Raw genomic sequence first — 22,671 nt, forward strand, 5'->3', positions numbered from 1 at the left:
GGCGGCCGTCTCGCCGGGGGTACCGCCGCGGCGCGAGGCGAGGGGGCCCGCCCCGCGTGCTTCGGAAAGCCCGGTCGGCACGCGTGACCCGATCACAGCGGATAGGCGACCCCGGTCAGGCGCTCGGACTCGGCCCACAGCCGGGACTGGGTGGCCGTGTCGTGGGAGCGGCCGCTGGAACGGACCCGGCGAGGGTGGCCGCGGAGTTCTCCGGCGCCGGACGGACCGTAGTACTCGCCTCCCCGGGCGGCGGGATCGACCGCCGCCCGGAGGGTGGGCAGAGCGCCCATCTCGGGACTCTGGAGGACCAGCGAGCCCACGGTGTCGCTGAGCACGCGCAGCGCGCCGGGCAGGTGGCGGGTGAGCTCGGTGCTGGACATCCCGGGGTGGGCCGCCAGCGCGATCGTCTCGGCTCCGGCGGCCGCCAGCCTTCGCTGGAGTTCGTAGGTGAACAGCAGGTTGGCCAGCTTGGACCGGCCGTAGGCGGCGACCCGGTTGTAGGAGCGCTCGGAGCGCAGATCGGCGAAGTCGATCCGGCCCCGGCGGTGGCCGAGGCTGCTGACGGTGACGATCCGGGAGCCGGGCACCGGCAGGAGGCGGTCGAGCAGCAGGCCGGTGAACGCGAAGTGGCCGAGGTGGTTGGTGCCGAACTGCAGCTCGAAGCCGTCGGCGGTACGGGTGAGTGGCGGCACCATCACCCCGGCGTTGTTGATGAGCAGGTCGAGCCGGTCGTGGCGGCCGCGAAGCTCCTCGGCCGCCTGCCGTACCGACGCGATGGAGGCCAGGTCGAGCCGGAGCACCTCGACGTCCGCGCCGATCCGGTCCGCCGCCCGGGCCGCCTTGCCCTCGTCCCGGCAGGCGATCACCACGCTCGCCCCGCGCGCGGCGAGCACCCTGGCCGTCTCCAGGCCGATCCCGGAGCTGGCGCCGGTGATCACCGCGACCCGTCCCTCCTGGTCGGGAACGTCGGCCTCCGTCCAACCGCTACTGGCCATCGAACGCACCTTTTCTTATTCAAAGCACGATTAACCGACAAGCCATAGTGAATCAATCATCGGCACGGCCTGGCCATGCCTGCGCGCGCACGCCGTACATTCGCCGCCCGCCGCAAACCGCTCCCGCCCGCCGCGACCCGGAAGTCAGGAACGATCATCAGGGCCGGCCGCCGCGGGCACGCGAACGGTGATGCCACCGGGAACGACCTCCGCCTCGAGCTCGGTGACGGTGTCCTTGGCCCCGCCGTCCAGCTCATACGTCATGGGGGCGCCGAGCTTGACGCTGACCGTGCGCGCCCGGGTCATCCGGACGAAGGGTGACTCGTCGGATCGCCCGGCGCTCATCCGGCCGAGCACGCGGGCCCACTGGATGGGCCCCTTCGCCGTGGTCACGCCGATCTCCAGCCAGCCGTCGTCGGGGCGCGCGTCGTCGAAGGCCTCGATGCCACCGGTGATGGTCCCGACGTTGCCCAGCAGAAGGCAACTCGCCTCTCCCTCGAACCACTTCACCCCGTCGATCTTCACCTTCATCGGCACCGGCTCACCCCGGACGTGCCGCAGCCCGGTCCAGACATAGGCGACCCGGCCCAGCCTGTCCTTCAGCCCCCGGTCGGCGTCCTTGATCATCTCAGCGTCGAAGCCGACCCCGGCCATGACGGCGAAGTGCTCCCCGTTGACCTTGCCGAGGTCCAGTTTCCGGCTCTCGCCGTGGAAGGCGATCCGTACGGCCTCGGGAAGGTCCTCGGGAATGCCGAGGTTCCGCGCGAAGAGGTTCGCGGTCCCGGCCGGGACGACGGCCATGGTCACGCCGGAGCCCGTGAGCGCGTCCACACAGCGCTGCACCATGCCGTCGCCGCCCCACACCACGACCAGTTCGGCGCCTTCCTTGAGCGCCTTGCGCACGTGTTTCGGAGCTTTCTTGCTCTTGGGCACCTCGTACCACAGCAGCTTGCCAACGCCTTCGCCGGCGAGGAGCGTGCGCAGCTCGTCCAGCCCGCCACCGATGGACTTCTTCCGATGGGCGATCACCGCGACCGTGCCGGCCTTCTGCTCGTGCCCCGGCATGAAGCCCTCCTGTCAACGTCGTCTCCGGTGTCGCTCTCAGCTGCCCCCGCCCGGAGGTCGCAAACAGGCCGTCCGTGATCAGCGCGACCGCACCGGCCGTGAAGACCACGACGGCGAGCGGGGCGAGGAAGTCGACGGCCGGCGCGGAGGCGGTCTCGGTCTCCGACCCTCTATCCTCCGGATACGGCAGGCAGGCTCGCTGGGGTGTGACGGATGATCGAAGGTGACGTGGGCCGGCGGGAGCGCAGGAAACGCGCGACCCGGGCGGCGTTGAGCGAGGCGGCGTTGCGGCTGTGCGCCGAGCGGGGCGTGGCGAACGTCACCGCCGAGCAGATCGCGGAGGAGGCCGGGGTCGCGCTGCGGACCTTCTTCAACTACTTCCTCTGCAAGGAGGAAGCCGTGGTGGCGGGCAACTCGGTCATCGTCGAGGCCATCGTCTCCGCATTCAGGGAGCGCCCCGAACCGGAGCCGGTGCTGGTGGCGCTGCGCGCCGCCGTACTGGACGTGGTGGACGAGGAGGAGCTGCGGTTCCGCGCCGAGCACCTGCGGGCCCTGCACGGCGACCCGGCGCTGCTGCCGCACCAGCTCAAGGCGTTCGCCGCGCACGAGCGCGCGCTGGCCGCCGCCGTGTCGGAGCGCACCGGGCTACAGGACGGCGACCTGTATCCCTCGCTGGTGGCGTCGTGCGTGCTGAGCGCGCTGAGGGTGGCGATCCAGCGCTGGCTGAGCGAGCCGGGCCCGCTCAGCGCGCTCATCGACGCGGTGGTCGCCCAGCTCGACGCCGGGCTGGGAGCACCACTCGACCGTCCTCGCGCCTGACCCCGGAGCGTCGGCCCCGGGATCAGGCTCTTCGTGGCCGGCCCCGGAGCGTCAGGCGTCCTCGGGAGCGTCCCAGGCGACCGGCAGGGAGCGCACGCCGTACACGAACATGTTCTCGCGCAGCGGCACCTCCTCCGGGCGGCAGGCCAGCCGCAGATGCGGGAAGCGGCGCACCAGGGCAGGAAGGGCGACGGTCATCTCCGCGCGGGCCAGTTGCTGCCCCAGGCACTGGTGGACGCCGTGCCCAAAGGCCAGGTGCGGGTTGCGCTCGCGAGTGAGGTCGAAGGCGGCGGGATCGTCCCAGTGGACGGGGTCCCTGTTGATCTCCGGTGTCGAGATCATCACCGTGCCGCCCTCGGGGATCAGCTCGCCGCCGACCATGACGTCCTCGGCGGCGATGCGGAACGGACCCAGGTGGACGATCGAGAGGTAGCGCAGCAGCTCCTCGACGGCCCTGTCGGCCACCTCGGGATCGCGGCGCAGCAGTTCGAGCTGCTCGGGGTGCTCCAGCAGGGCGAAGGTGCCCAGGCCGATCATGTTGGCCGTGGTCTCGTGCCCGGCGGTGAGCAGCAGGTTGGTGATGCCGACCAGCTCGTCGTCGGTGAGCTCCCCCGCGTGGTCGCCGTGGATCAGCCCGGAGAGCAGGCCGTCGTCGGGCCGGGCGCGCTTGGCGGCCACCAGCTCGTGCATGAACTGCCGCATCTCGTCGCGGACCCGCACCACCTCCTCCAGCGGTGTGTTCATGCTGAGGAGGAGCGCCGTGCGGCGCTGGAAGTCGGCGCGAGCCTCGTACGGGACGCCGAGCAGCTCGCAGATCACCAGGGACGGCACGGGCAGGGCGAACGCGCTGACCAGCTCCGCCGAGGTGCCCGCGGCCTCCATGGCGTCCAGGTGGGCGTCGACGATCTCGGTGATGCGCGGGATGAGCGCGCGCATCCGGCGCAGGGTGAACTGGCCGATGACCATCTTGCGCAGGCGGGTGTGCTCCGGCGGGTCCATGGCCAGGAACTGCCCGGCCCTGGCGCGCGGGTCGAACAGCTTCTCCCGCATCTCCTCGGGCACCGAGAGCAGCGCGTTGCGCCGGTTGAACCGGTCGGCGCTGAACCGGGGGTCGGACAGCACGGCACGCGCCTCGCTCAGGCCGGTGACCAGCCATATCACTTCGCCGGTGCCCAGCTTCACCTGACCGACCGGCCCCTTCGCGTGCATCTCGGCCAGCGCCCGTGGCGGATCGAACGGGCACTGCCGTGTCGTCAGCTCGGGAGGCAGCGCCATCCGCATCGTGGACTGATCAGGCGACGGGGGCTGCTCGACACGGGGAATCTCGGCTGCAGAACGAGTCATCAGCGCTCCTGTCGTGGATCACAGTGGATGGTGCGTCCTTTCCCGACCATACCCAGACTTGCACGCCATGCAACTTTAAATTTTTCCCCGCGTCGAGCCCACGGTCAGCCTTGTTCCTGGCCGGGCAGGCAGACGGTCCCGGCCGGCGGCAGCGTCAGATCGGTGAGATATCGGGTGGCGTGCTTGATCGCACACTTGTTGCCCGTCAGGTACAGGACATGTCCGGGCCCCTCGTAGCGGATCGTGGTCGAGCCGGGGATGTGCCGCACCAGGCTGTCGGTCCAGGGATGGTCGCCCCAGGTGCCCGCGCCCAGGACCGGCGGCAGGCCGTCGACAGGCAGGGGACGGGACGGGTTGGTGACCGGCAGCGGCCAGCCGGAGCAGGCAAGGGCGTCGAACGCCGCGCCGCCGAAATTCGGTGAGATCTTCCGCGCCTGGCGGCGGACCTTCTCATAATGGGCGTACCCGGTGTATCCCCGGTCGTCGGCGCAAGTCATGCCGAGGACGAGCGGCATGGTCCAGATTCGGATGTTGCCCAGGGCGACCTCCGCGAACCCGGAACCGTCACCGTGCCGGGCCTTGTCCACCGCGTCGGCGAAGGCGAGCCATCGCGTGTGTCCGGGCCCGGGATCGGCGATGAAGCCGTACCACCGCAGGTAGGACCCGGTCAGCTTTCCCTTGCCGGACTCCGCGGAGGTGACGGGGATCGGCGTGCGGTCCGCCCGCCGGGTGAGCCCGCGCCAGACCTTCCCGGCGTCCTCGCCGTGCAACGCGCAGGCGGTGGTGGCCGCGCACCAGGTGGTGAAACGGCCGAAGCCCTGCTCCTGGGCGCGGGCGGCCAGGAAGAACTGGCTGGTCCATCCGGCGGGCTGGTTGATCGCTCCGTCGAGATACATGGCGCGGATGCGCCGGGGGAAAAGCCGCATGTAGGCGGCGGCGGGCACTCCTCCGTAGGAGTTGGCCATGAAACTCAGCCGCTGCTCGCCCAGAGCGGTGCGGATCGCCTCCATGTCCTGGGCCACCGACAGGGAGTCCAGCCCCCGGCCGGGCCTGATCGGCTGGCTCGGATCGGCTCTCGGCGACCTCGCCGGCTGGCGCGCGGTGGCCTACCGGCTGGCCAAGCTGCCCGCCGCTCTGCTCGCCTCCGGGACCGCGGCAGGCCTGTGGGGTTCCGGCCTGATCCTGCTCAGTTGCCCGATCTGGTGGCGCGCCCCGGCCGCGGCGCACCTTCCCGTGGAGACCTGGCCACGCGCCCTGCTGGCGAGCGCGGCGGGGACGGCCCTGCTGCTCCTCGCCCCGTGGGCGGTGCGTGCCGCGCTGGTTCCCGATCGGCTGCTCGTGCGGGCGCTGCTCGGGCCCGCACGGGCGGCGGCCAGGATCCACGAGCTGGAGGTGACCCGGGCTCAGGCCGTGGACGATTCGGCCGCCGCCCTCCGCCGGATCGAGCGCGACCTGCACGACGGGACACAGGCGCGCCTGGTGGCCCTGGCGATGAGCCTGAGCATGGTGAAAGAGGAACTCGCCGAAGCAGGCCGGGACGACCGGCTCGACCGGACACGTGGCCTGGTCGACCTCGCGCACCGCAACGCCAAGAAGGCCCTCACCGAACTGCGTGACCTCGTGCGCGGCATCCATCCCGCCGTTCTGGACAAAGGTCTGGAGACCGCCCTCGCCACGCTCGCGGCCGGCAGCGCCCTGCCCGTGGACCTCCATGTCGACCTGCCCCGGCGGCCGTCCGCCGCGGTGGAGACCATCGCCTACTTCTGTACGGCGGAGCTGCTGACCAACGCGGCCCGGCACAGCGGCGCCCGGCAGGCCGTGATCGAGCTCCGGACGCGGAACGGGCTGCTGCGGCTACATGTCCGCGACGACGGCTCCGGCGGAGCGGCGATGGGCCGCGGGACCGGGCTGCGCGGCCTCGCCGACCGGGTGCGGGTCGTGGACGGGACGATGGAGATCAGCAGCCCGCCGGGAGGACCTACGGTGGTCACCGTGGAACTGCCCTTACCCACCTGGACGGGAGCCACATGCGCATCGTGATCGCCGAAGACGCCGCAGTGATCCGGGACGGGCTGTCCCTGCTGCTGACCACCCGGGGCCACCAGGTCGCCGCCGCCGTGGGCGACGCCGCGGCGCTGTGCGAGGCCGTGGCCGAGCACGGACCCGACGTCGCCATAGTGGACGTCCGCATGCCGCCCACCCACACCGACGAGGGCCTGCGCGCCGCGATCCGGCTCCGCCGGGACCACCCGGGTCTGGGAGTGCTGGTGTTCTCCCAGCACATCGAGACACGCTACGCCGCCCAGTTGCTCGCCGACGGCTCGCACGGAGTGGGCTACCTGCTGAAGGACCGGGTCTCCGAGGTCGGCGACTTCCTCAACGCCCTCACCCGGATCGCGGCCGGTGAAACCGTGCTCGATCCGGAGGTCGTCACCCAGATCATGGGAGCGAGCAGGCGCGCCGAGGCCCTGCGCGCGCTCACCACCCGCGAACACGCCGTGCTGGCCATGATGGCCGAAGGCCGCTCCAACGCCGCGATCGCCGCCGCTCTGTTCCTGTCATACGGATCGGTGGAGAAACACGTCACGCAGATCTTCACCAAACTCGGCCTGTCCCCCTCGCAGAGCGACCACCGCCGTGTGCTCGCGGTCCTGCGCTACCTGGAGTCGTGACCGGGACGTCCGCCCGGTGCGATTATCTGCCGCCTCTTGTCGGCCAGCGTCCCCGTCCGTGTTTCCGCGGTCCGGTACGGTCAGGGACCGTTGCCGGAGCGATCTGGGCTGTTCAGGCGACATACGGGGATGGACGGGGCGAGACCGGGGGACTCTTGGTGAGTACGGGAGTGCGTCGCGGGGTGATGGCGCCGGGGGTCAGGCGGGCCGTCACCAGCAGGGTGGACGACGACGACACGCTGCGGATCGAGTGGCCGGAGCCGGACGACGGCGGGCAGGTGACCTGGCGGCATGTGGAGACCGGGCAGGAGCACACCGGCGCCGGCCTGGCCGGGCTGCGGCCGGGGATCTGGATGGCGTCGTGCCGCGGAGAGCCGGTGGCCACCGATGATCCGGGGTTCTCGCTGGACGGGCTGGTGGTCTATGCCGGGCGGCCGCGGACGCGGGAGGTGCGGGCGTTTCGGACCACGGCCGGGACCCTCGGCCTGACGGTCCGGGAGGTCGCGCCGTACGTCGAGGTGACCGGGGTGGGATGTGAGGACGGGGTGATCGAGGTCGAGGGGGTGCTGGCCTACGGGGTGCCGGTCGAGGGGCCGGCCCGGCTGGTGGCGGTGGCCCGTAAGGGGTCCGACCCGGTGAGCGCTCCGGGGGTGTTTCGGGGCCGGGGGTTTTCCGGGTCGGTGCCGATCGGGCCGATGGCCGGGGGGCAGGTGCGGCGGCGGATGTTCTGGGACCTGCTGGTGGAGGTCGGCGGGGAGCGGTTGCCGCTGGCGGCCCGGCTGGATGACATCGCCGACAAGAAGACGAAGGTGCGGTTTCCCGCCCAGCACGTGGGAGCCCGGCACGCGGGACAGGTGCGGGTGCGGCCGTACTACACCGACACCGACAGCCTGGCCGTCGCGCTCACGGCCGAGGAGGAGAGCGCGTGAAGATCTCCTTCCTGACCCTCAACGCCTACGCCCTCGGCGGCACCGTCCGAGCCACCTTCGACCTCGCCTCCGAGCTGGCCGAGCGGCACGACGTCGAGGTGATCAGCGTCAATCAACGTGCCGACCAGCCCTTTCTGCCGGTGAGTCCCAAGGTTCGGCTGCGCTCGCTGGTCGACCAGCGAGAAGGGGCCAGGGTCCGCTGGCCGTACACGAAGAAGGCGGAGCGGCTGAGCAAGCAGAAGAGCGCGCTCATCCACCCCCACGAGCGTACTTACGGCTTCTTCACCGCCTGGAGTGACGAGGTGCTCCGGCGCGAGCTGCAGCGGCTCCGCACCGACGTGCTGATCACCACGCGGGCCGGGCTGAACATCATGGCCGCCAGGTTCGCCCCCGAGCGGGTCGTCCGGATCGCCCAGGAGCACCTGCACTTCGAGGCCCACCGGCCCGGGATGTCCAAGGAGATCCGGCGGTGGTATCCGAAGCTGGACGCGGTCGTCACCCTCACCGAGGCCGACCGGCACGACTACCGGACCATGCTCGACAGGGCGCCGACCCGGGTGTTCGCCATCGGCAACGGCCTGGCCGGAAGACCGCGCCCCCGCTCCCGGCAGGACAACCGGATCGTGCTGGCCGCCGGGCGGCTGGTGCCGGTCAAGGGATATACCCGGCTGCTGAAGGCGTTCGCCGAAGTCATCAAGGAACGTCCCGACTGGAAGCTGCGGATCTACGGCCAGGGCCGCAGCGAGGAGCAGCTGGCCAAACTGGTCGTCAAGCTACGTCTGCACGACAACGTCACGCTCATGGGCCCGACCGATGACATCGAGGGTGAGCTGGCCAAGGCCTCGATCCACGCGGTCAGCTCCCGGTTCGAGGGCTTCGGGATGACCATCATCGAGGCGTTCGCGTGCGGGGTGCCGGTGGTCAGCTTCGACTGTCCCCGGGGCCCTCGCGAGATCATCACCTCCGGTCATGACGGGTTGCTGGTTCCGCCCGGCGACGTGGACGCCCTGGCGGCGGGGCTGCTCAAGATGATCGACGACGAGGAGGGCCGCCTCCGGATGGCCGGGAACGCGCTGGAGACGGCCCGGCGCTACGACATCTCCATGATCGTGGACCGCTGGGAGAAGGCCTTCGCCGAACTCGGCCGCTGAGCCGAGCCGTACGGCACGCGCGATCGGGGCCACGGGCGCCGAACCCGCGAAACCGACGAGATCCCGCCCGATCAGGACGATCGGACGGGATCTGATGGCCATGCCCGATGCCGACCCTGCGCCGGTGGCCTTCCATCCGGGCCAGACGATCATCGGTGACCGGCACCGTCACGGCCGCCCGTGGGGCCGGTCCAGTCGGCGGGGACGTAGCCAAGGCGGACACGCTGGGGGTGGTCGCCGACCGGAACGGACGCCGTCTTCTGCCCCGTGGCGAAGTCGATGGCGGTGACCTTGTCGGCACCGCTCTCGGAGACGATGCACGCCCTGCCGTCGCCACTTACGGTCGCCCAGTAGGGCTTGGACGCGGTGATGAGCGCCCCTTCCCGGAGGGTCGCACGGTCGACGATGGTCGCGTAGTCGTCCATGGTCCCCGCGATGCACAGCTTGTCACCGCCGGAGTTCATCGACACGCCGTGGTGGCGGGAGTCGTTGATCCAGTCCTTGCGGTTCTTGCTGGTCGAAGGGTTCTCCGGCAGGGTCTTCACCCGGGTGATCCTGTCGGTGGCCACGTCGTATTCATAGAAGCCGTTGAAGAACGACACCTGGAAATACAGCTTGGACCCGTCGGGGGTGAACACGGCGGGCCGGACGGCGTCCGAGACGTTCCTGTGCCCGAACGCGTCCAGCCGCGCCCGCATATCGATGATCTTGACCTGCTTGAACGTCGAGGTATCGACGACGGTGATGCGCCGGTCGCCCTTCGTCCAGTCCAGCCACGGATCGTCGAGGTCGGTGTTCACCTCGCCGATCGACATGTTCCACAAGTACCTGCCGTCGCGAGTGAACACGTTCTCGTGCGGCTTGTCACCGGTCTTGAACGACCCGGCCTCCGCGCCTGTCTGGATATCGAGGACGTGGACGGTGTTGGACGTCGACGCCGACACCGCGACGCGTCTGCCGTCCGGCGAGACCGCCATGTGGTCAGCGCGGTAACCCGATACCGGGAACCGCCACCTGATCTCGCCGGTGACCAGGTCGATCGAGACGACGTCAGCGAAGCTGGGCCGGGACACGACCACGGCCGTGCCGTCGGGCGTGGTGTACATGTCGTCCGCGAACTGGTCGTGCCCTTCGCCCACCGTCTCCCGGATCCCGAGAAAGTAGGCGAGCTTGATGGGATTGGTGTAAATCTCGCTCAGCCGCTGGTCCTTGTCGGGGATGACGTCGACGCGGCCGATCTTGGCGAAGTCACCTGTGGACTTGATGACGTCCGCCGTGCCCTCCCAGTTGTTGCCGACGAACAGCACCTCCCGCAGGGCGGGGGTGTCCGCCTGCCGCTGGGCCGCTGCCGCCGTCCCGGGGCCCGCGACGGCCATCGCCAGCGCGACCGTCATGCCGCCGAGGATCCACCGTCCGGAACGCCCCATCGTCCACCTTGAGCGCCTGTTCTTGCCAGAGGACATCGTCACCCTGCCTTTCGCATGGGTCGGTCATCGTCTGCAGAAACGCGCGGAATGTCACACCACCCAACACATAGAACGTGTTCTATTTGCAGTGGCTACTTGAGAGTAAGTACTGCCCTTCACCCCCACAAGACCTGACTTCGGGGCTGCGTACCGGCAGGCGGGGAGGATCCCAGCCGGAGCCCTATCGGGGTTGCCCTTCGGGGGAGGCGAGCGGCACCGCAGGCTTACGGGGCAGGCGGGCGCGAACCCAGCCGAAGACCGGACCACCTCGTCACCGCCAAGGCGGCCACGAGGTCTCCGATATTTCGGGCTTGTCTTGGTCGGCCAACCACCTACCGGAGACCTCGCTCGTTGTCGATCTCTGACCCGTTCTGCACCGTCAGACCAGCCCAGACATCACAGTGGACTTTGATATAGGCCCTGGTTCCGGCACAAACAGTGACCGATCTACTCACAGCTCATGCCGCCCTGACTGCCGGCGGCTGTCGTCTCCCACTGACATCTCGTGATGTTGAACGCGGCGAAACGGTAGCGATCACGGAAAAATCGACGGGTATACCCTGCGCCAGGGCTTAGGAGAGATCTGCCCGCTTCGCGGACCCTGCCGCGATCAACGCCGCGCCGAGCTGCACGGCGACCAGCGAGCGGAGCGGGATCGGCGTGGCCACCGCCTCTGCTTCGGCCTCGGTGAACCACTCGTCGAAGCGCGCCCCGAGCCGGGCCCGCTCGGCCCGGATGGCCGGCGTCTGGTTGCCCGCGCCGAGCTCGGCGTCCAGCATGCGCAGGTAAGTCCCGCAGTACCGCAGCCGCATGCTGTGCACCATCTGCCGGTTGCCGACCGCCTCGGCCACCGTGGCGGGCCGGTCGGTGCCGGGGAAGCTCTCCCATTCGCCGATGAACTCGTCGTGGGAGCCGACGAAGTCCTCCAGGGCGCGGCGGAAGGGAGAGTGGACGGTCAGATCGGCTCTGAGGGAGGCGAGGGATTGCGCCAGTTCGGCGATCAGGGCGCGTTGCGCGGCGAGGCAGGCCTGGATCGCGTCACCGTACTTCTGGTCGGTGGGGGTCTGGTCGGCGACGCGGGGGTCGGCCCAGTAGGGCAGTTCGGTGACCAGGTGCAGGGCGCCGAAGCGGTCGGCGTAGTCGACGCTGGCGCCGCCGATGCCGTAGGTGGAGGCGACATGGGCACCCCTCGGGGTCATGTAGGCGGCGGGGCCGATCGGGACGGCGCTCGGCACCTCGGGCGGGCCCATGTGCAGGGGCAGGCCCTCCGCGGTCGCGATGGCGGCCATGCGGGCGGCGAGCGCGGGGTCGTGCTTGCTGAGGTAGTAGAACGCGCCTTGGAGCTCGCCGTTGTGCAGGGAGTAGACGAAGGCGGGCTTGACCTCGTCCATCAGCCGCATCAGTGCCTCGGTCTCGGGCATGGTGCGGTCGAAGAAGTAGTCCTCGCCGGTCAACGGGAAGGTCCATTCGACCTGGTCGGCTTCGGCGGGGCGGTAGAAGTGCTCGGCGTAGGCGCGGCGGTCGCTCGGCCGTGAGTACCAGCCCTCGTTGAGCCGGGCGCCGTCGGGGTCGACGCACGGGATGAGGTGCCAGCGAAAGCCGAAGTCCTCGCGCAGCGCGGCGTCCTCGACGAGTTGGCGCAGCAGCGTGCTGACGGTGAGTGAACCGATGGGCTCGTTGGGGTGAGGGCCACCGATGATCACCGCGTCGTGGGGGCCGGCACCGATGGTCGCCACGCGCAGCGGCTCGCCCAGACGCGAGGTGCCGATGCGGCGAAGCCGTACCAGGTCGGGGTGGGCGGCGGCGAGGTCGTCGAGCTCGGCGTGCATCTGGTCCACGGTGGGGAACGCGGTGTAGTCGGGCACCCGGCTCATGTGGTGGGTGACGTCCATCTTCGAGCCTCCTGATAATATGGATTATTCTAGTAAATCAGATTATCTTTACGGCATGCAGGAGATGTCATGCGGCTGACCAGAGCGGAAAGCAAGGCGGCCAACAAGCGTGCGCTGATCGAGGCGGCGCGCGAGGTCGTCGGCCGGGAGGGCTCCAAGGCGAAGCTGGAGGACATCGCCGAGCTGGCCGGCCTGACCACCGGTGCGATCTACTCGCTGTTCGGCGGCAAGAACGACCTGATGGTCGCCATGGTCGACGACTACACCAGTCCGCTCGACCTGCGCTCGATCGAGGCCGCCGAGCCCGGCATGCCGCTGGAGGAGGTCGTGGCCGAGGTCGCCCGCCGGTTCCTGCGCATGTCGGCCGACCCGCAGGCCGCCGGAAAGCTCCTGTTCGAGACGCGCGTGCTCGACCTCGCGCTCAACGACCCGGAGCTGCTCGGCAAGCTCAACGCCTCGATCAGGTCGACCGAGGTCGACTTCGCCGCGTTGTTCTCAGGCTGCGAGTACGGCGGGGCCACCGTCACGGACGGGCAGGCGCTCCGCCTGGCCCGCGCGCTGAAGGCCCTGTTGTCCGGGCTCGGCCAGGGCGTCGTGCTCGGCGCCCACGACGTTTCCGAGGAGTTCTTCGTCGAGACCGCCCAGGCCCTGATCACGCGGAGGGTACTCGGCCTGGCCTAGATCACGGCCAAGGGTTCGGGGGGACCACACGGCCGCACGTCACACCCCACCCCCGAAAGGCAGGACCATGTCCAGATCCGGATTCGGCATCATCGGCGCACCGGTGTTGTTCATCGGCGTCCTCCAGACGATGGAGATGACCCTCTCGCCCGCGCTCCCGCTCATCCAGCGGGACCTGGCGGCCTCGCCAGAGGCGCTCGCCTGGATCTTCACCGGCTCACTGATCAGTTCGGCGATCAGCACCCCGATCGTCGGCCGCCTGGCCGACATGTACGACAAACGGCGGCTGCTGTTCGCGCTGATGGCGATCAGCAGCGCCGGAGTCCTCCTCGCCGCCCTGGCGCCCAACGTCACCGTGCTGATCGTGGGCATGGCGGTGGAGGGCGTCTGGCTGGGCATGCTGCCCCTGACCGTGGGATTGTTCCGCGACACCCTCGAACCCGAACGGGCCGCCACGGGCAACGGCCTGGTCATCGGCGTCGCCGCCCTGGCCAGCGCGCTCGGCCTCATCCTCGCCGGGCCGATCAGCGCGGCGCTCGGCTACCGATCGCTGTTCTTCCTGGCCCTGGCCGGTGCGCTGGTGTCCGCGCTCTGGGCCTGGTTCGCGGTGCCCGCCACGCCTCGCGCGGCCGCCGGACGCGTCGACTGGGCGGGCGGGCGGGCTGCTGCTCGGCGGCGGTATCGCCCTGCTCATGCTGGGCCTGACCACCGCCTCCAGCTGGGGCTGGACGGCTCCCGCCACCCTCGCCCTGTTCACGGCCGCAACACTGACGCTGGGCCTGTGGGCGGTCGTCGAACTGCGCTCCGCCGACCCGCTCGTGGACCTGCGGCTGCTGGCCGGGCGCACTCCGGCCGGAGTGACGACGATGGGGGCCGTGTTCGGCTTCGCCTCCTTCGGGCTCGTGGTCGCCCTGCCGATGATGCTGGCCGCGCCCGTCGAGACCGGGTACGGCCTGGGCGCCGACATCCTGTGGATCGGGATCTACATGTTCCCGATGGGCGTCGCGGGCACCCTGATCGCGCCGCTGGTCGGGCCGATGACCAGGCTCCTCGGGCGGCGCACCGTGCTGGTGCTCGGCAGCGCGCTCGTCTGCTCCGGCACCGCCATGCTCGCCCTCTGGCACTCCTCCCCGTGGCAGATCATGGCCGGGGTGACGATCATGGGGCTGGGCGGCTCCATCGGCCTCACCGCCGGGCTCAACGCCGTGGCCGCCGACGTGGCCGCCGACCGCGCGGCCGGGGTCAGCGGCGTGGTCTTCGTCGCCAAGAGCATCGGCGGCACCTTCGGGGCGCAGCTCGGCGCCTTGACTCTGGCGGCCGGCGCGGTGGCGGGAGTGCCCACCGAGGGCAGCTTCGTCGACACCTACCTGCTGTCCGCGGCACTCGGCCTGCTGGCCGTCGGCGCCGCTTTCGTGATCCCCACCGCGGCACGGAACACCCAAGGCGGGCGCCTGGCTTCGGCCCCGGCGACGAAGCCCGCCGTCCTCCGAGAGGACACCCTGTGGTGACTCCTCCGCTCCCTGAAGAGAGCAGCTTCTCGCTTCCCTCGGCTGAGGTAGGCGACGGCCAAGCCCTGACCGTTTCAAACAAAGGAACCATAACAGGGGAGCGATTCCCCTGCCGGGTAAACCCGGCAGTCCCCTCGCTAGACACGATGGCGGCCAAGGAAACGGCCAAGGAAAAAGGAAGGGAGTAGCCAGTGCGGGTCTACATCTCCATCGACATGGAGGGCGTGACGGGCATCGCCACCATGGACCAGGTCGCCCGCGGCGGCCACGGGTATCCGCGATCACAGCGGCTGATGACCGCCGAGGCCAACGCCGCCATCGAAGGCGCGTTCGCGGCCGGGGCCGACAGCGTCCTGGTCAACGACAGCCACGGCACCATGGACAACCTGCTGCACGAGGAGCTCGATCCGCGCGCCCGGCTGATCTTCGGCACTCCCAAACTGGACTGCATGGCCGAGGGCATCTCGGCCGAGCACGACGTGGCCATGTTCCTCGGCTACCACGCCGCCGCCGGCTCGCCGGGCGTGCTCGCCCACACCTACTCCTCGCACTTCTACGGGGTGCGACTCAACGGCCGGCCGGTGTCGGAGGCCGAGGTCAACGCGCTGCAGGCCGCCGCGGTCGGCGTCCCGGTGGGGCTGCTCACCGGCGACGACGTCATCTGCGGCGTCGCGGAGAAGGCCTTCCCCGGCGTGCGGACGGTCGCCGTCAAGGTCGCGCACGGGCACACCGCCGCGGACAGCCTCTCGCCCGCCGAGGCCAGGCGGCTGATCCGGGAGGCGGCGGCGGAGACCGTACGGGGGGCCGGGAAGCTGACGCCGCTCCGGCTGCCCGAGGTGTTCGAGCTCGAGATCGACATGCCGAGCACGCCCGCGGCCGAGCTGGGGGCGCAGATCCCGGGCGTGCGCAGGGTCGCCGACAAGACGCTCGCCGGCACCTTCGCCACTCCCACGGAGGTGCTGGGCTGTGTGACGGTCTGCTCCCACCTCGCCGCCGACGCCATGATCAGCCGGATGGCCCTGTATGGCAGGCGCTAGCCGGCCCGCTGGCCCGTACGCCAACCAGACAGGCCACAGGTTTGCCGCTCAGGCCAAACAGTTCGCGCACGGGGATCCGGATACTAGAAAGATGGATCTTGAGCAGGTAGAACACGCCATCGCCGCCCTCCCCGGCATCCGTCAGGACACCCCGGGCCTGGCGGTCGGCGTCTACGCGGACGGCAAGGCGCTGCACACCTCGGCCAAGGGCGTGGCCACCGTCGAGTTCGGCGTCCCGATCGACTCCCGCACCCGCTTCGACATCGCCTCCATCAGCAAGCAGTTCACCGCCGTGTGCCTGCTGCTGCTGGCCAGGGACGGCAAGCTGAGCCTGTCGGACGACGTCCGGACGCACATCCCCGAGCTGCGGCTCGACGTGCCCGTCACGATCGCCCAGTGCCTGCGGCACACCGGCGGCCTGCCGGAGTGGTACGCCCTGCAGGCCGTCACAGGCGTCCCGCTCCAGGTGCTGGACGAGGAGCGGCTGATGAAGATCGTGACGGGCATCCGCCGGACCATCTTCGAGCCGGGCACCGAGTTCTCCTACTCCAACACCGGCTACATCCTGGCCGCCGTCGTGGTCAGGCGGGTCAGCGGGCAGTCGCTGGCCGAGTTCGCCCGCGACCGGCTGTTCGGCCCGCTCGGCATGAACGACACCGTCTTCCGCGACGACGCCTCCGTTCCGTTGCCCCGCATGGCCTTCGGCTACACCGGCGACGGCACCAGGGCCGACACCGAAGAGAGCGCGGTCGGCGACGGCGGCGTGGTGACCAGCGTCGCGGGCCTCGCCCCGTGGTTCGGCTTCCTGGCCGACGGCCGGGTGCTGGGCGCCGACCTGCGCGAGGCGCTGCTGGAGAGGACAGTGCTCGCCGACGGCGCCGTGCTGCCGTATGCGCACGGGATCTGCCACCTCACGGTCGGAGAGCTGAGCGCGTACGGCCATGCGGGAGGCATGCACGGCTATGTCGGGAACCTGTTGTACCTGCCGAAGCCCGGCCTCGGCGTGGCCGTGCTGACCAACCAGAGCGGGCTGGACCCGGTCAGCATCAGCATGCGACTGGCCCGTGCCCTCACCGGCCAGGCCCCGGCGGCCCGGCCCGCCCTCGCCGACGCGGCCACGGGTGAAGCGGGCAGGACCGCGCTGCTCGGGCACTGGCGCGATCCGGCGAGCGAGGCCACGCTCACGCTCGAACCCGCCGAGGAGGGCAGGATCTCCCTGATCGGCTCCGCCGCCGCCACCGTGTTCGCGCTCGGCGACGACGACCGCTGGCACGGGCAAGGAGACGCCGAAGGGCCCTGGCTCGCGCTGGAGGACGGGCGGCTCCTGCTGGGTGACACCAGGTCGATCCGGTGGCCGGCCTCCTTCACCCCGTGCGGCCCGCCGGGCGACGGCCCCGCGCCGGAGGGAGCCTGGCTCAACGACGAGCTCGGCGTGCTCGCCGTACTCCGGAAAGAGGTGCTGCGCGTCGGTCTCACGCTCGAAGTCCCCGTCACACCCGCGCCCGCGGGAACGTGGCGGGCGGGCCCCTTCACCTTCCGCCTCGACGAGGACGGTGACCTGCTTCTCAGCGGCTTCGGCCTGCGCGGGATGCGCTTCGTCGCGCAACCCGAGGGCACCGCGGCCGTCGGCATCCCCCCTGGCCTGGTCTAGGACGGGACGTTGGCCTGCAGCACGGCCGGGGCTCGCAGACAGAGTTCATCTTAGGAAAGGCTCACTCCATGCACGACCTCATCCTGCGCGGCGGCATCCTGCACGACGGGTTCGGTTCGCCGGGCCGTACCGCCGACGTGGCGATCGACGGCGGCCGTGTCACCGCGACCGGCCACGGCCTCTGGCGGGCGGCCCGCGTCGTGGACGTGGACGGACTGGTCGTCGCGCCGGGCTTCATCGACCCGCACAGCCACTCCGACACCGTGCCGTTCATGGCCGGGGCGCAGCCGTTCAAGCTGTGGCAGGGCGTCACCACCGAGATCGTCGGAAACTGCGGCTTCTCCTGCGGCCCGTCCACCCCGGAGTCGTCGGGCTTCACGCCGGAGATCCTCAGCGAGCGGGCCTTCTCCACCTTCGGCGGCTACCTTGACGCGGTGGAGAAGGAGGGCACGGCCAACAACCTGGCCGTGCTCGTCGGCCACAACACGCTGCGGCTGGCCGTCGGCGGCATGGACGCGGCGCTTCGGCCCGGCGCGCTGGAGCGGATGGCCGAGCTGGCGGCGGAGGCGTTCGAGTCGGGTGCGTGCGGGCTGTCCAGCGGCCTGGAGTACGTGCCGGGCGCCTACGCGGACACCGCCGAGCTGATCGCGCTGGCCCGCGTCGCCCGGCGCTGGAACCTCGTCTACGCCACCCACATGCGCAGCGAGAGCGAAGGGCTGGCCGACGCACTGGACGAGGCCGTGGAGGTGGCGTCGGCGGCCGGGGTGCGGCTGCAGGTCTCGCACTGCAAGGCGTCGGGCCGGGCCGTGCACGGCTCGTCGGAGATGTTGCTGGACAAGCTGGCCGCCGCGCGGGTCAGAGGAGTGGACCTGCGTGCCGACGTCTACCCGTACCGGGCGTTCGGCACGAGCCTGGTCGCCCTGCTGCCGCCCGCGGCGTGCGAGGGCGGTGAGGCGGAGCTGCTCAGGAGACTGGCCGATCCGGCCGAGCGGCGGGCGCTGCGCGCGCTCGCCGAGGATCCCGGGCGCACGACCGGCGTCGGCCTGTGGCGTGAGGTGCACCCCGAGGACGTGCAGCTCATCCGGCATGCCTCCGCCGCCGTGTCGGGCCGCAGGCTCGCGGAGGTGCTGGACGGTCGCGAGCCGTGGGACGCGCTGTGCGACCTGCTCATGGCCGACCCGCACGGAGACGGCGTCTTCCACACGATGCACGACGACGACGTGACGCGGATCATGAAGCATCCCCTCGTGTCGATCGGCTCCGACGGTGGGCCGCCCGCCGGGCCGAACCATCCGCGCACGTTCGGCACGTTCCCCACATTCCTCGGCGAGTACGTGCGTGATCGCGGGCTCGTGCCGCTGGCGGAGGCGATCCGCAAGGTGAGCTCGGCGACCGCGGCCCAGTTCGGCCTGGCCGGCAGGGGCTGGCTGGGCCCGGGAGCGGTCGCCGACGTGTGCGTGTTCGACCCCACGGCCATCAGGCACGACGGCACCTACGACGAGCCCGGCATACGGCCGGCGGGCGTCACCCACGTACTCCTGGGCGGCCGGATGGTGATCGACGACGGCGAGTTCACCGGCGGCAGGCACGGACGCCTCCTTCGCCAAGGCGACGGGGGCCTCCAGCCGCGGGAAGCCATGTGAGTGCACAGGGCCGGGTGACGCTCGGCGTGCTGCTCGACAGTCTCGGGACGGAGGCGGTGACCGCACTGTGCCTGCCGTCCGGCCGCCAGGCCATGATCGGCGCGCCCGTCATCTACGGCTCCGACGAGCCGCTGACCGCCTTCGACGGAGCGCTGCTGCTGGTCACCGTCAATCCGGAACCGTCCCTGCTGGAGCGCGCGGCCGAGGCGGGTGCCACCGCGGTCGTGGTGCGGGCCGGGCTCGGCAACGCCACCGCGCTGACCGAGGCGGCAGAGGGCGCGGGCGTGGCGCTGCTGGCCGCCGCGCCCGGCCTGTCATGGGGCCAGCTCTACGCGCTGGTCGACGCCCTGCTCGCGCTTGTCGCCCCCGCGGCCGACCTGGGTGGCGGCGCCCAGGCAGGCGACCTGTTCGCGCTGGCCAACCAGGTCGCCGCCCGGGTCGGCGGCGCCGTGGCCATCGAGGACCTGGCCATGCGCGTGCTCGCCTACTCCACGATCGGCGGTCAGCGCATCGACGAACTACGCAGGGAAGGCATCCTCGGCAGGCGCGTCCCCGAGCATCCGACGAACGCCGAAGAGTACGCCGCCGTTTTACGCTCCGACCAGGCCGTCTGGAGCTTCGAGCCACGCGAGTACCTGCCGAGGCTGGCGATCGCGGTGCGCGCCAGGGGCGAGGCGCTCGGCACGATCTGGGCCATCCAGGCCGACGAGCCGCTCGCGCCCGACGCCGTCGCCGTGCTCGCCGAAGCGGCCAGGACCGCCGCCCCCCACCTGGCACGCATCAGCCTGGCCGCCGACAAGACCCGCAGGACCAGGGACGAATGGCTGGGCTGGCTGCTGCGGGGCGTCGGCCCCGTCGGCGAGCTGGCCGCTTCCTTCGGCCTGCACCCGGAGGAGCCGGTCGCGGTCGTGGCGGTCGGCACCTGGGAGGCCAAGAGGCGTACCGACGTCTTCGCCGCCACGCACGCCGGAGACCTGCTGCGCACCGCCTACACCGCCTACCGGATCAGGTCTGCCGTCGGCGCGGTGGACGGCAGGACCTACGCCGTCGTGGCCGTCGAAGCCGGCACGCCGCTGCTGCGGCGCATCACCGCCGACACTCTCGGCCAGATCAACGACCGCCTCGGCGGTCGCTGGCGGGCCGGCGTCGGCAGGACCGTGGCCTCGATCGCGCAGATCCCCGCCGGTGCCAGGCAGGCCGACGAGGCGCTGCGCGCGATGTGCGGGCCGTTCGCAGACGGCGAGGTGGGCCTGCATGAGGAGCTGGCGGCGGCGCTGTTCCTGCTGGACGCGGCGGCGTCGATGCGCACCAGCCCGGTGCTGCTGGGCGAGCCGCTGTCGCTGGTGGCCGAGCACGACGCCAGGCACGGCACCGACTACGTCCACAGCCTGCGCATCTGGCTGGCCGCCCACTACGACGTGCCCAGGGCTGCCGAGACGCTGTCGCTGCACCCCAACACGCTCAGGTACCGGCTGCGCCGCATCGGCGAGCTGATCCCGCTCGACGACCCCGACGTCAGGATCGTCCTGGGCCTCCAGCTGCGGCTGGGCGAGATCCGGGCGTCGGGCACAAACAGCGGCGAGTGAAGTTTGGCTTGCGCACCAACGCCCCGGCGACGCCCCGGCGGAATGCTGGTGAGCATGGTCGAACTCCGCATCCTCCACGACACCTCCCAGTTCCAGGCCGCCGACCGGCTGCTGCGCCGCATCTGGGCCACCAGGCCGGGCGACGACCCGCCGCTGGCCGTCGACCTCATGTGCGCCCTTGACCACACCGGCGGCTACGTCGGCGGCGCCTTCCTCGACGGCGAGCTCGTCGCCGCCGCATCCGGGTTCCTGGCCGAGGGCGGCAGCCTGCACTCCCACATCGTGGGCGTGGCGCCCGAGGCGCGGGGCCGAGGGGTCGGCCAGGCGATCAAGGCGCACCAGCGCCGGTGGGCCGCCGAGCGCGGCCTGAACTCCATCTCCTGGACCTTCGACCCGCTCGTGCGCCGCAACGCCTTCTTCAACCTGGCCAGGCTCGGCGCACGGGCCGAGCGATACGTGCCCGACTTCTACGGGCCGATGAACGACGGCATCAACGGCGGAGACGCCTCCGACCGGCTGTTCGCGCACTGGCCGGTGAACCCGGGCCCGGCCCCGAGCCCGCCACGCGGGAGCGAGGCGGCCGTGGTGATCCTGGACGAGACCGGGTCAGCGCACGAGCCGGGCGGCGCCGCCGTACTGCGCTGTGCCACGCCCGCCGACGCGGAGCGGCTGCGGCGCGAACACCCCGGGGAAGCCGTGAGGTGGCGGACGGCGCAGCGGGCCGCGCTGGGCGGCGCGCTCGCCGACGGCTACCGGATCACCGCCTTCACCAGGGACGGCTGGTACGTGCTGGAGCGTGCGGCATGAGGATCGTCGAAGCCGAGCTGCGCACGGTCGCGCTGCCGCTGCTCACGCCGTTCCGCACCTCGCTCGGCACACAGACCGTGCGCAGGGCGCTGCTGGTGCGCGTGCGCGGCGCCGAGGGAGAGGAGGGCTGGGGCGAGTGCGTGGCCGATGACGAGCCCACCTACAGCCCGGAGTACCTGGAGGGAGCGGCCGACATCATCCGGCGTTTCCTCCTGCCGAGCCTGTTCGCCGTGCCCGACCTCGATCCGGCCGGCGTGGCGCCCGCGCTGGCGCACCTGCGCGGCCATCCGATGGCCAAGGCCGCCGTGGAGATGGCCGTCCTGGACGCCGTACTCAAGGCGCGCGGCCTTTCACTCGCCGCCTATCTGGGAGGGGTACGGCGCAGCGTCCGCGTGGGCGTGTCGGTGGGCATCGCCGCCACCCTCGACGCTTTGCTCGACACCGTCGACCGGCACGTCAGCGCAGGCTACGCCCGGATCAAGCTCAAGATCGAGCCCGGCTGGGATCTGGAGCCGGTCAGGCTGGTTCGCGAGACGTTCGGCACCGAGCTCATGCTGACCGCCGACGCCAACACCGCCTATGCCCCCGCCGACGCCCGCCATCTGGCCCGCCTCGACGCCTACGGTCTGACGCTGCTGGAGCAGCCCTTCGATCCGGACGACCTGCACGGGCACGCCCAGCTCGCCGCCCAGATGGAGACGCCGATCTGCCTGGACGAGTCGATCACCTCGGCCCGCGCCGCCGCCGCCGCGATCAGAGCGCGCGCCTGCTCCATCATCAACATCAAACCTGGCAGGGTCGGCGGCTACCTGGAGGCCCGCCGCATCCACGACCTGGCCCAGGCGGGCGACGTTCCGGTGTGGTGCGGCGGCATGCTGGAGACCGGGCTGGGCCGGATGGCGAACCTGGCGCTGGCCAGCCTGCCCGGCTTCACGCTGCCGGGCGACATCTCAGCGACCGCCCGCTACTACGAGCGCGACATCACCACCCCGGTCGAGCTGGAGGGCGACTCCATCACGGTGCCCGAGGGCCCCGGGATCGGCGTCGCGCCGGACCCGGACGCCCTGGAGATGTTCACCGTCGGCCCGCCCGTGCGCGTCATGTGACCCGTCACGCCCGGAAGCCGCCGATCGTCTTCCGGATCCAGCCCGCGTAGGCGGGGACACTGCTGTACAGCCCCGGCCCGTCCGCGCAGACCGCGTTCGTGTCGCCGGGGCCGGAGGTGGTGCGGTGGAAACCCTGCTGGAGGTCACCGAGTACGGCGAGGAACTGCGGCTGGATCAGGCGTGGGAGGCGATCGACGCGATCGTTCCCCGCCGGGAGCTACGGCACGCGGTCCTTCGATCTAGAGAAGGGCCAGCTGGCCGTACAGGATGTCCTCCGACAGGGTGCCGCCGTTGAGCGCGGGCTTGCGGTTGAAGCGGA

At 71.1% G+C, this 22,671-nt stretch carries 19 protein-coding genes and 1 pseudogene; 14 read left to right on the forward strand and 6 right to left on the reverse strand.

The annotated features are described in order from the left end of the window. Window positions 1-92: 92 nt before the first annotated feature. Both ACFY2X_RS19835 and ACFY2X_RS19840 read right to left on the reverse strand, forming a co-directional pair. Window positions 93-995: an SDR family NAD(P)-dependent oxidoreductase gene (locus ACFY2X_RS19835; RefSeq protein ID WP_389939931.1), complete on the reverse strand. Its 903-nt coding sequence runs from the start codon at window positions 993-995 to the stop codon at window positions 93-95. A 144-nt stretch (window positions 996-1,139) separates the two neighbouring features. Beyond that, window positions 1,140-2,060, reverse strand: a complete 921-nt coding sequence (locus ACFY2X_RS19840) for a diacylglycerol/lipid kinase family protein (RefSeq protein WP_389939932.1) — start codon at window positions 2,058-2,060, stop codon at window positions 1,140-1,142. A 213-nt stretch (window positions 2,061-2,273) separates the two neighbouring features. Here ACFY2X_RS19840 and ACFY2X_RS19845 point away from each other — a divergent pair, with 213 nt between their 5' ends. Then, window positions 2,274-2,879, forward strand: coding sequence for a TetR family transcriptional regulator (locus ACFY2X_RS19845; RefSeq protein WP_389939933.1), 606 nt, complete (start codon window positions 2,274-2,276; stop codon window positions 2,877-2,879). 51 nt (window positions 2,880-2,930) lie between these two features. On the opposite strand, the gene ACFY2X_RS19850 is transcribed toward ACFY2X_RS19845, so the two are convergent. After that, a complete protein-coding gene (locus tag ACFY2X_RS19850; protein ID WP_389939934.1) occupies window positions 2,931-4,223 on the reverse strand; it encodes a cytochrome P450 in 1,293 nt (430 codons plus the stop codon). 104 nt (window positions 4,224-4,327) lie between these two features. Continuing rightward, the gene (locus ACFY2X_RS19855) at window positions 4,328-5,245 is read right to left on the reverse strand and encodes an alpha/beta fold hydrolase (protein ID WP_389939935.1); all 918 of its coding nucleotides are present in this window, start codon (window positions 5,243-5,245) and stop codon (window positions 4,328-4,330) included. On the opposite strand from ACFY2X_RS19855, the gene ACFY2X_RS19860 reads away from it, so the two are divergent. The 4 genes from ACFY2X_RS19860 to ACFY2X_RS19875 all read left to right on the forward strand — a co-directional run bounded on the left by ACFY2X_RS19860 (window position 5,232) and on the right by ACFY2X_RS19875 (window position 8,975). After that, window positions 5,232-6,263 (forward strand): sensor domain-containing protein, encoded by a 1,032-nt coding sequence (locus ACFY2X_RS19860; RefSeq protein ID WP_389939936.1) that lies wholly within the window; start codon window positions 5,232-5,234, stop codon window positions 6,261-6,263. The genes ACFY2X_RS19855 and ACFY2X_RS19860 overlap by 14 nt on opposite strands. Beyond that, complete coding sequence (locus ACFY2X_RS19865) at window positions 6,251-6,895, forward strand: response regulator (protein WP_389939937.1); 645 nt, start codon at window positions 6,251-6,253, stop codon at window positions 6,893-6,895. The genes ACFY2X_RS19860 and ACFY2X_RS19865 overlap by 13 nt, the downstream gene beginning before the upstream one ends. 158 nt (window positions 6,896-7,053) lie before the next feature. Continuing rightward, window positions 7,054-7,824, forward strand: coding sequence for a hypothetical protein (locus tag ACFY2X_RS19870; protein ID WP_389939938.1), 771 nt, complete (start codon window positions 7,054-7,056; stop codon window positions 7,822-7,824). Continuing rightward, window positions 7,821-8,975 (forward strand): glycosyltransferase family 4 protein, encoded by a 1,155-nt coding sequence (locus tag ACFY2X_RS19875; RefSeq protein WP_389939939.1) that lies wholly within the window; start codon window positions 7,821-7,823, stop codon window positions 8,973-8,975. The genes ACFY2X_RS19870 and ACFY2X_RS19875 overlap by 4 nt, the downstream gene beginning before the upstream one ends. A gap of 149 nt (window positions 8,976-9,124) precedes the next feature. Here ACFY2X_RS19875 and ACFY2X_RS19880 read toward each other — a convergent pair whose 3' ends face one another. Then, window positions 9,125-10,402 (reverse strand): YncE family protein, encoded by a 1,278-nt coding sequence (locus tag ACFY2X_RS19880; protein WP_389939940.1) that lies wholly within the window; start codon window positions 10,400-10,402, stop codon window positions 9,125-9,127. Between the two features lie 611 nt (window positions 10,403-11,013). Continuing rightward, window positions 11,014-12,333, reverse strand: a complete 1,320-nt coding sequence (locus ACFY2X_RS19885) for a M14 family zinc carboxypeptidase (protein ID WP_389939941.1) — start codon at window positions 12,331-12,333, stop codon at window positions 11,014-11,016. Between the two features lie 69 nt (window positions 12,334-12,402). Between ACFY2X_RS19885 and ACFY2X_RS19890 the strand changes: the two genes are divergently transcribed. From ACFY2X_RS19890 to menC, 9 genes and pseudogenes are all read left to right on the forward strand, one after another. Beyond that, complete coding sequence (locus tag ACFY2X_RS19890) at window positions 12,403-13,014, forward strand: TetR/AcrR family transcriptional regulator (RefSeq protein ID WP_389939942.1); 612 nt, start codon at window positions 12,403-12,405, stop codon at window positions 13,012-13,014. A 136-nt stretch (window positions 13,015-13,150) separates the two neighbouring features. Continuing rightward, window positions 13,151-13,597: pseudogene (locus tag ACFY2X_RS19895) on the forward strand (MFS transporter); the annotation flags it as partial. A gap of 109 nt (window positions 13,598-13,706) precedes the next feature. Further along, window positions 13,707-14,522, forward strand: a complete 816-nt coding sequence (locus ACFY2X_RS19900) for an MFS transporter (protein ID WP_389939943.1) — start codon at window positions 13,707-13,709, stop codon at window positions 14,520-14,522. A gap of 191 nt (window positions 14,523-14,713) precedes the next feature. Next, complete coding sequence (locus ACFY2X_RS19905) at window positions 14,714-15,559, forward strand: M55 family metallopeptidase (RefSeq protein ID WP_389939944.1); 846 nt, start codon at window positions 14,714-14,716, stop codon at window positions 15,557-15,559. A 91-nt stretch (window positions 15,560-15,650) separates the two neighbouring features. Beyond that, entirely contained in the window at window positions 15,651-17,210 is a 1,560-nt protein-coding gene (locus ACFY2X_RS19910; RefSeq protein ID WP_389939945.1) for a serine hydrolase domain-containing protein, read from the forward strand. 68 nt (window positions 17,211-17,278) lie between these two features. Then, a complete protein-coding gene (locus tag ACFY2X_RS19915; protein WP_389939946.1) occupies window positions 17,279-18,853 on the forward strand; it encodes an amidohydrolase family protein in 1,575 nt (524 codons plus the stop codon). Further along, on the forward strand, window positions 18,850-20,439 hold the full coding sequence (locus ACFY2X_RS19920; RefSeq protein ID WP_389939947.1) for a PucR family transcriptional regulator: 1,590 nt from the start codon (window positions 18,850-18,852) through the stop codon (window positions 20,437-20,439). The genes ACFY2X_RS19915 and ACFY2X_RS19920 overlap by 4 nt, the downstream gene beginning before the upstream one ends. Window positions 20,440-20,493: 54 nt before the next feature. After that, window positions 20,494-21,246: a GNAT family N-acetyltransferase gene (locus ACFY2X_RS19925; protein ID WP_389940012.1), complete on the forward strand. Its 753-nt coding sequence runs from the start codon at window positions 20,494-20,496 to the stop codon at window positions 21,244-21,246. Further along, on the forward strand, window positions 21,243-22,352 hold the full coding sequence (gene menC / locus ACFY2X_RS19930; protein WP_389939948.1) for an o-succinylbenzoate synthase: 1,110 nt from the start codon (window positions 21,243-21,245) through the stop codon (window positions 22,350-22,352). The genes ACFY2X_RS19925 and menC overlap by 4 nt, the downstream gene beginning before the upstream one ends. Window positions 22,353-22,671: the final 319 nt, after the last annotated feature.

Source organism: Streptosporangium sp. NPDC000396, from assembly GCF_042898655.1.
GTDB lineage: Bacteria > Actinomycetota > Actinomycetes > Streptosporangiales > Streptosporangiaceae > Streptosporangium.

Excerpts from the sequence above, each read along its gene's own strand:
- ACFY2X_RS19890 (WP_389939942.1), top strand. The coding sequence starts at position 12,403 with ATGCGGCTGACCAGAGCGGAAAGCAAGGCGGCCAACAAGCGTGCGCTG.
- ACFY2X_RS19865 (WP_389939937.1), top strand. The coding sequence starts at position 6,251 with ATGCGCATCGTGATCGCCGAAGACGCCGCAGTGATCCGGGACGGGCTG.
- ACFY2X_RS19880 (WP_389939940.1), bottom strand. The coding sequence starts at position 10,402 with ATGGGGCGTTCCGGACGGTGGATCCTCGGCGGCATGACGGTCGCGCTG.
- ACFY2X_RS19850 (WP_389939934.1), bottom strand. The coding sequence starts at position 4,223 with ATGACTCGTTCTGCAGCCGAGATTCCCCGTGTCGAGCAGCCCCCGTCG.
- ACFY2X_RS19885 (WP_389939941.1), bottom strand. The coding sequence starts at position 12,333 with ATGGACGTCACCCACCACATGAGCCGGGTGCCCGACTACACCGCGTTC.
- ACFY2X_RS19900 (WP_389939943.1), top strand. The coding sequence starts at position 13,707 with ATGCTGGGCCTGACCACCGCCTCCAGCTGGGGCTGGACGGCTCCCGCC.
- ACFY2X_RS19915 (WP_389939946.1), top strand. The coding sequence starts at position 17,279 with ATGCACGACCTCATCCTGCGCGGCGGCATCCTGCACGACGGGTTCGGT.
- ACFY2X_RS19840 (WP_389939932.1), bottom strand. The coding sequence starts at position 2,060 with ATGCCGGGGCACGAGCAGAAGGCCGGCACGGTCGCGGTGATCGCCCAT.
- ACFY2X_RS19910 (WP_389939945.1), top strand. The coding sequence starts at position 15,651 with ATGGATCTTGAGCAGGTAGAACACGCCATCGCCGCCCTCCCCGGCATC.
- ACFY2X_RS19845 (WP_389939933.1), top strand. The coding sequence starts at position 2,274 with ATGATCGAAGGTGACGTGGGCCGGCGGGAGCGCAGGAAACGCGCGACC.
- menC (WP_389939948.1), top strand. The coding sequence starts at position 21,243 with ATGAGGATCGTCGAAGCCGAGCTGCGCACGGTCGCGCTGCCGCTGCTC.
- ACFY2X_RS19835 (WP_389939931.1), bottom strand. The coding sequence starts at position 995 with ATGGCCAGTAGCGGTTGGACGGAGGCCGACGTTCCCGACCAGGAGGGA.
- ACFY2X_RS19860 (WP_389939936.1), top strand. The coding sequence starts at position 5,232 with ATGTCCTGGGCCACCGACAGGGAGTCCAGCCCCCGGCCGGGCCTGATC.
- ACFY2X_RS19925 (WP_389940012.1), top strand. The coding sequence starts at position 20,494 with ATGGTCGAACTCCGCATCCTCCACGACACCTCCCAGTTCCAGGCCGCC.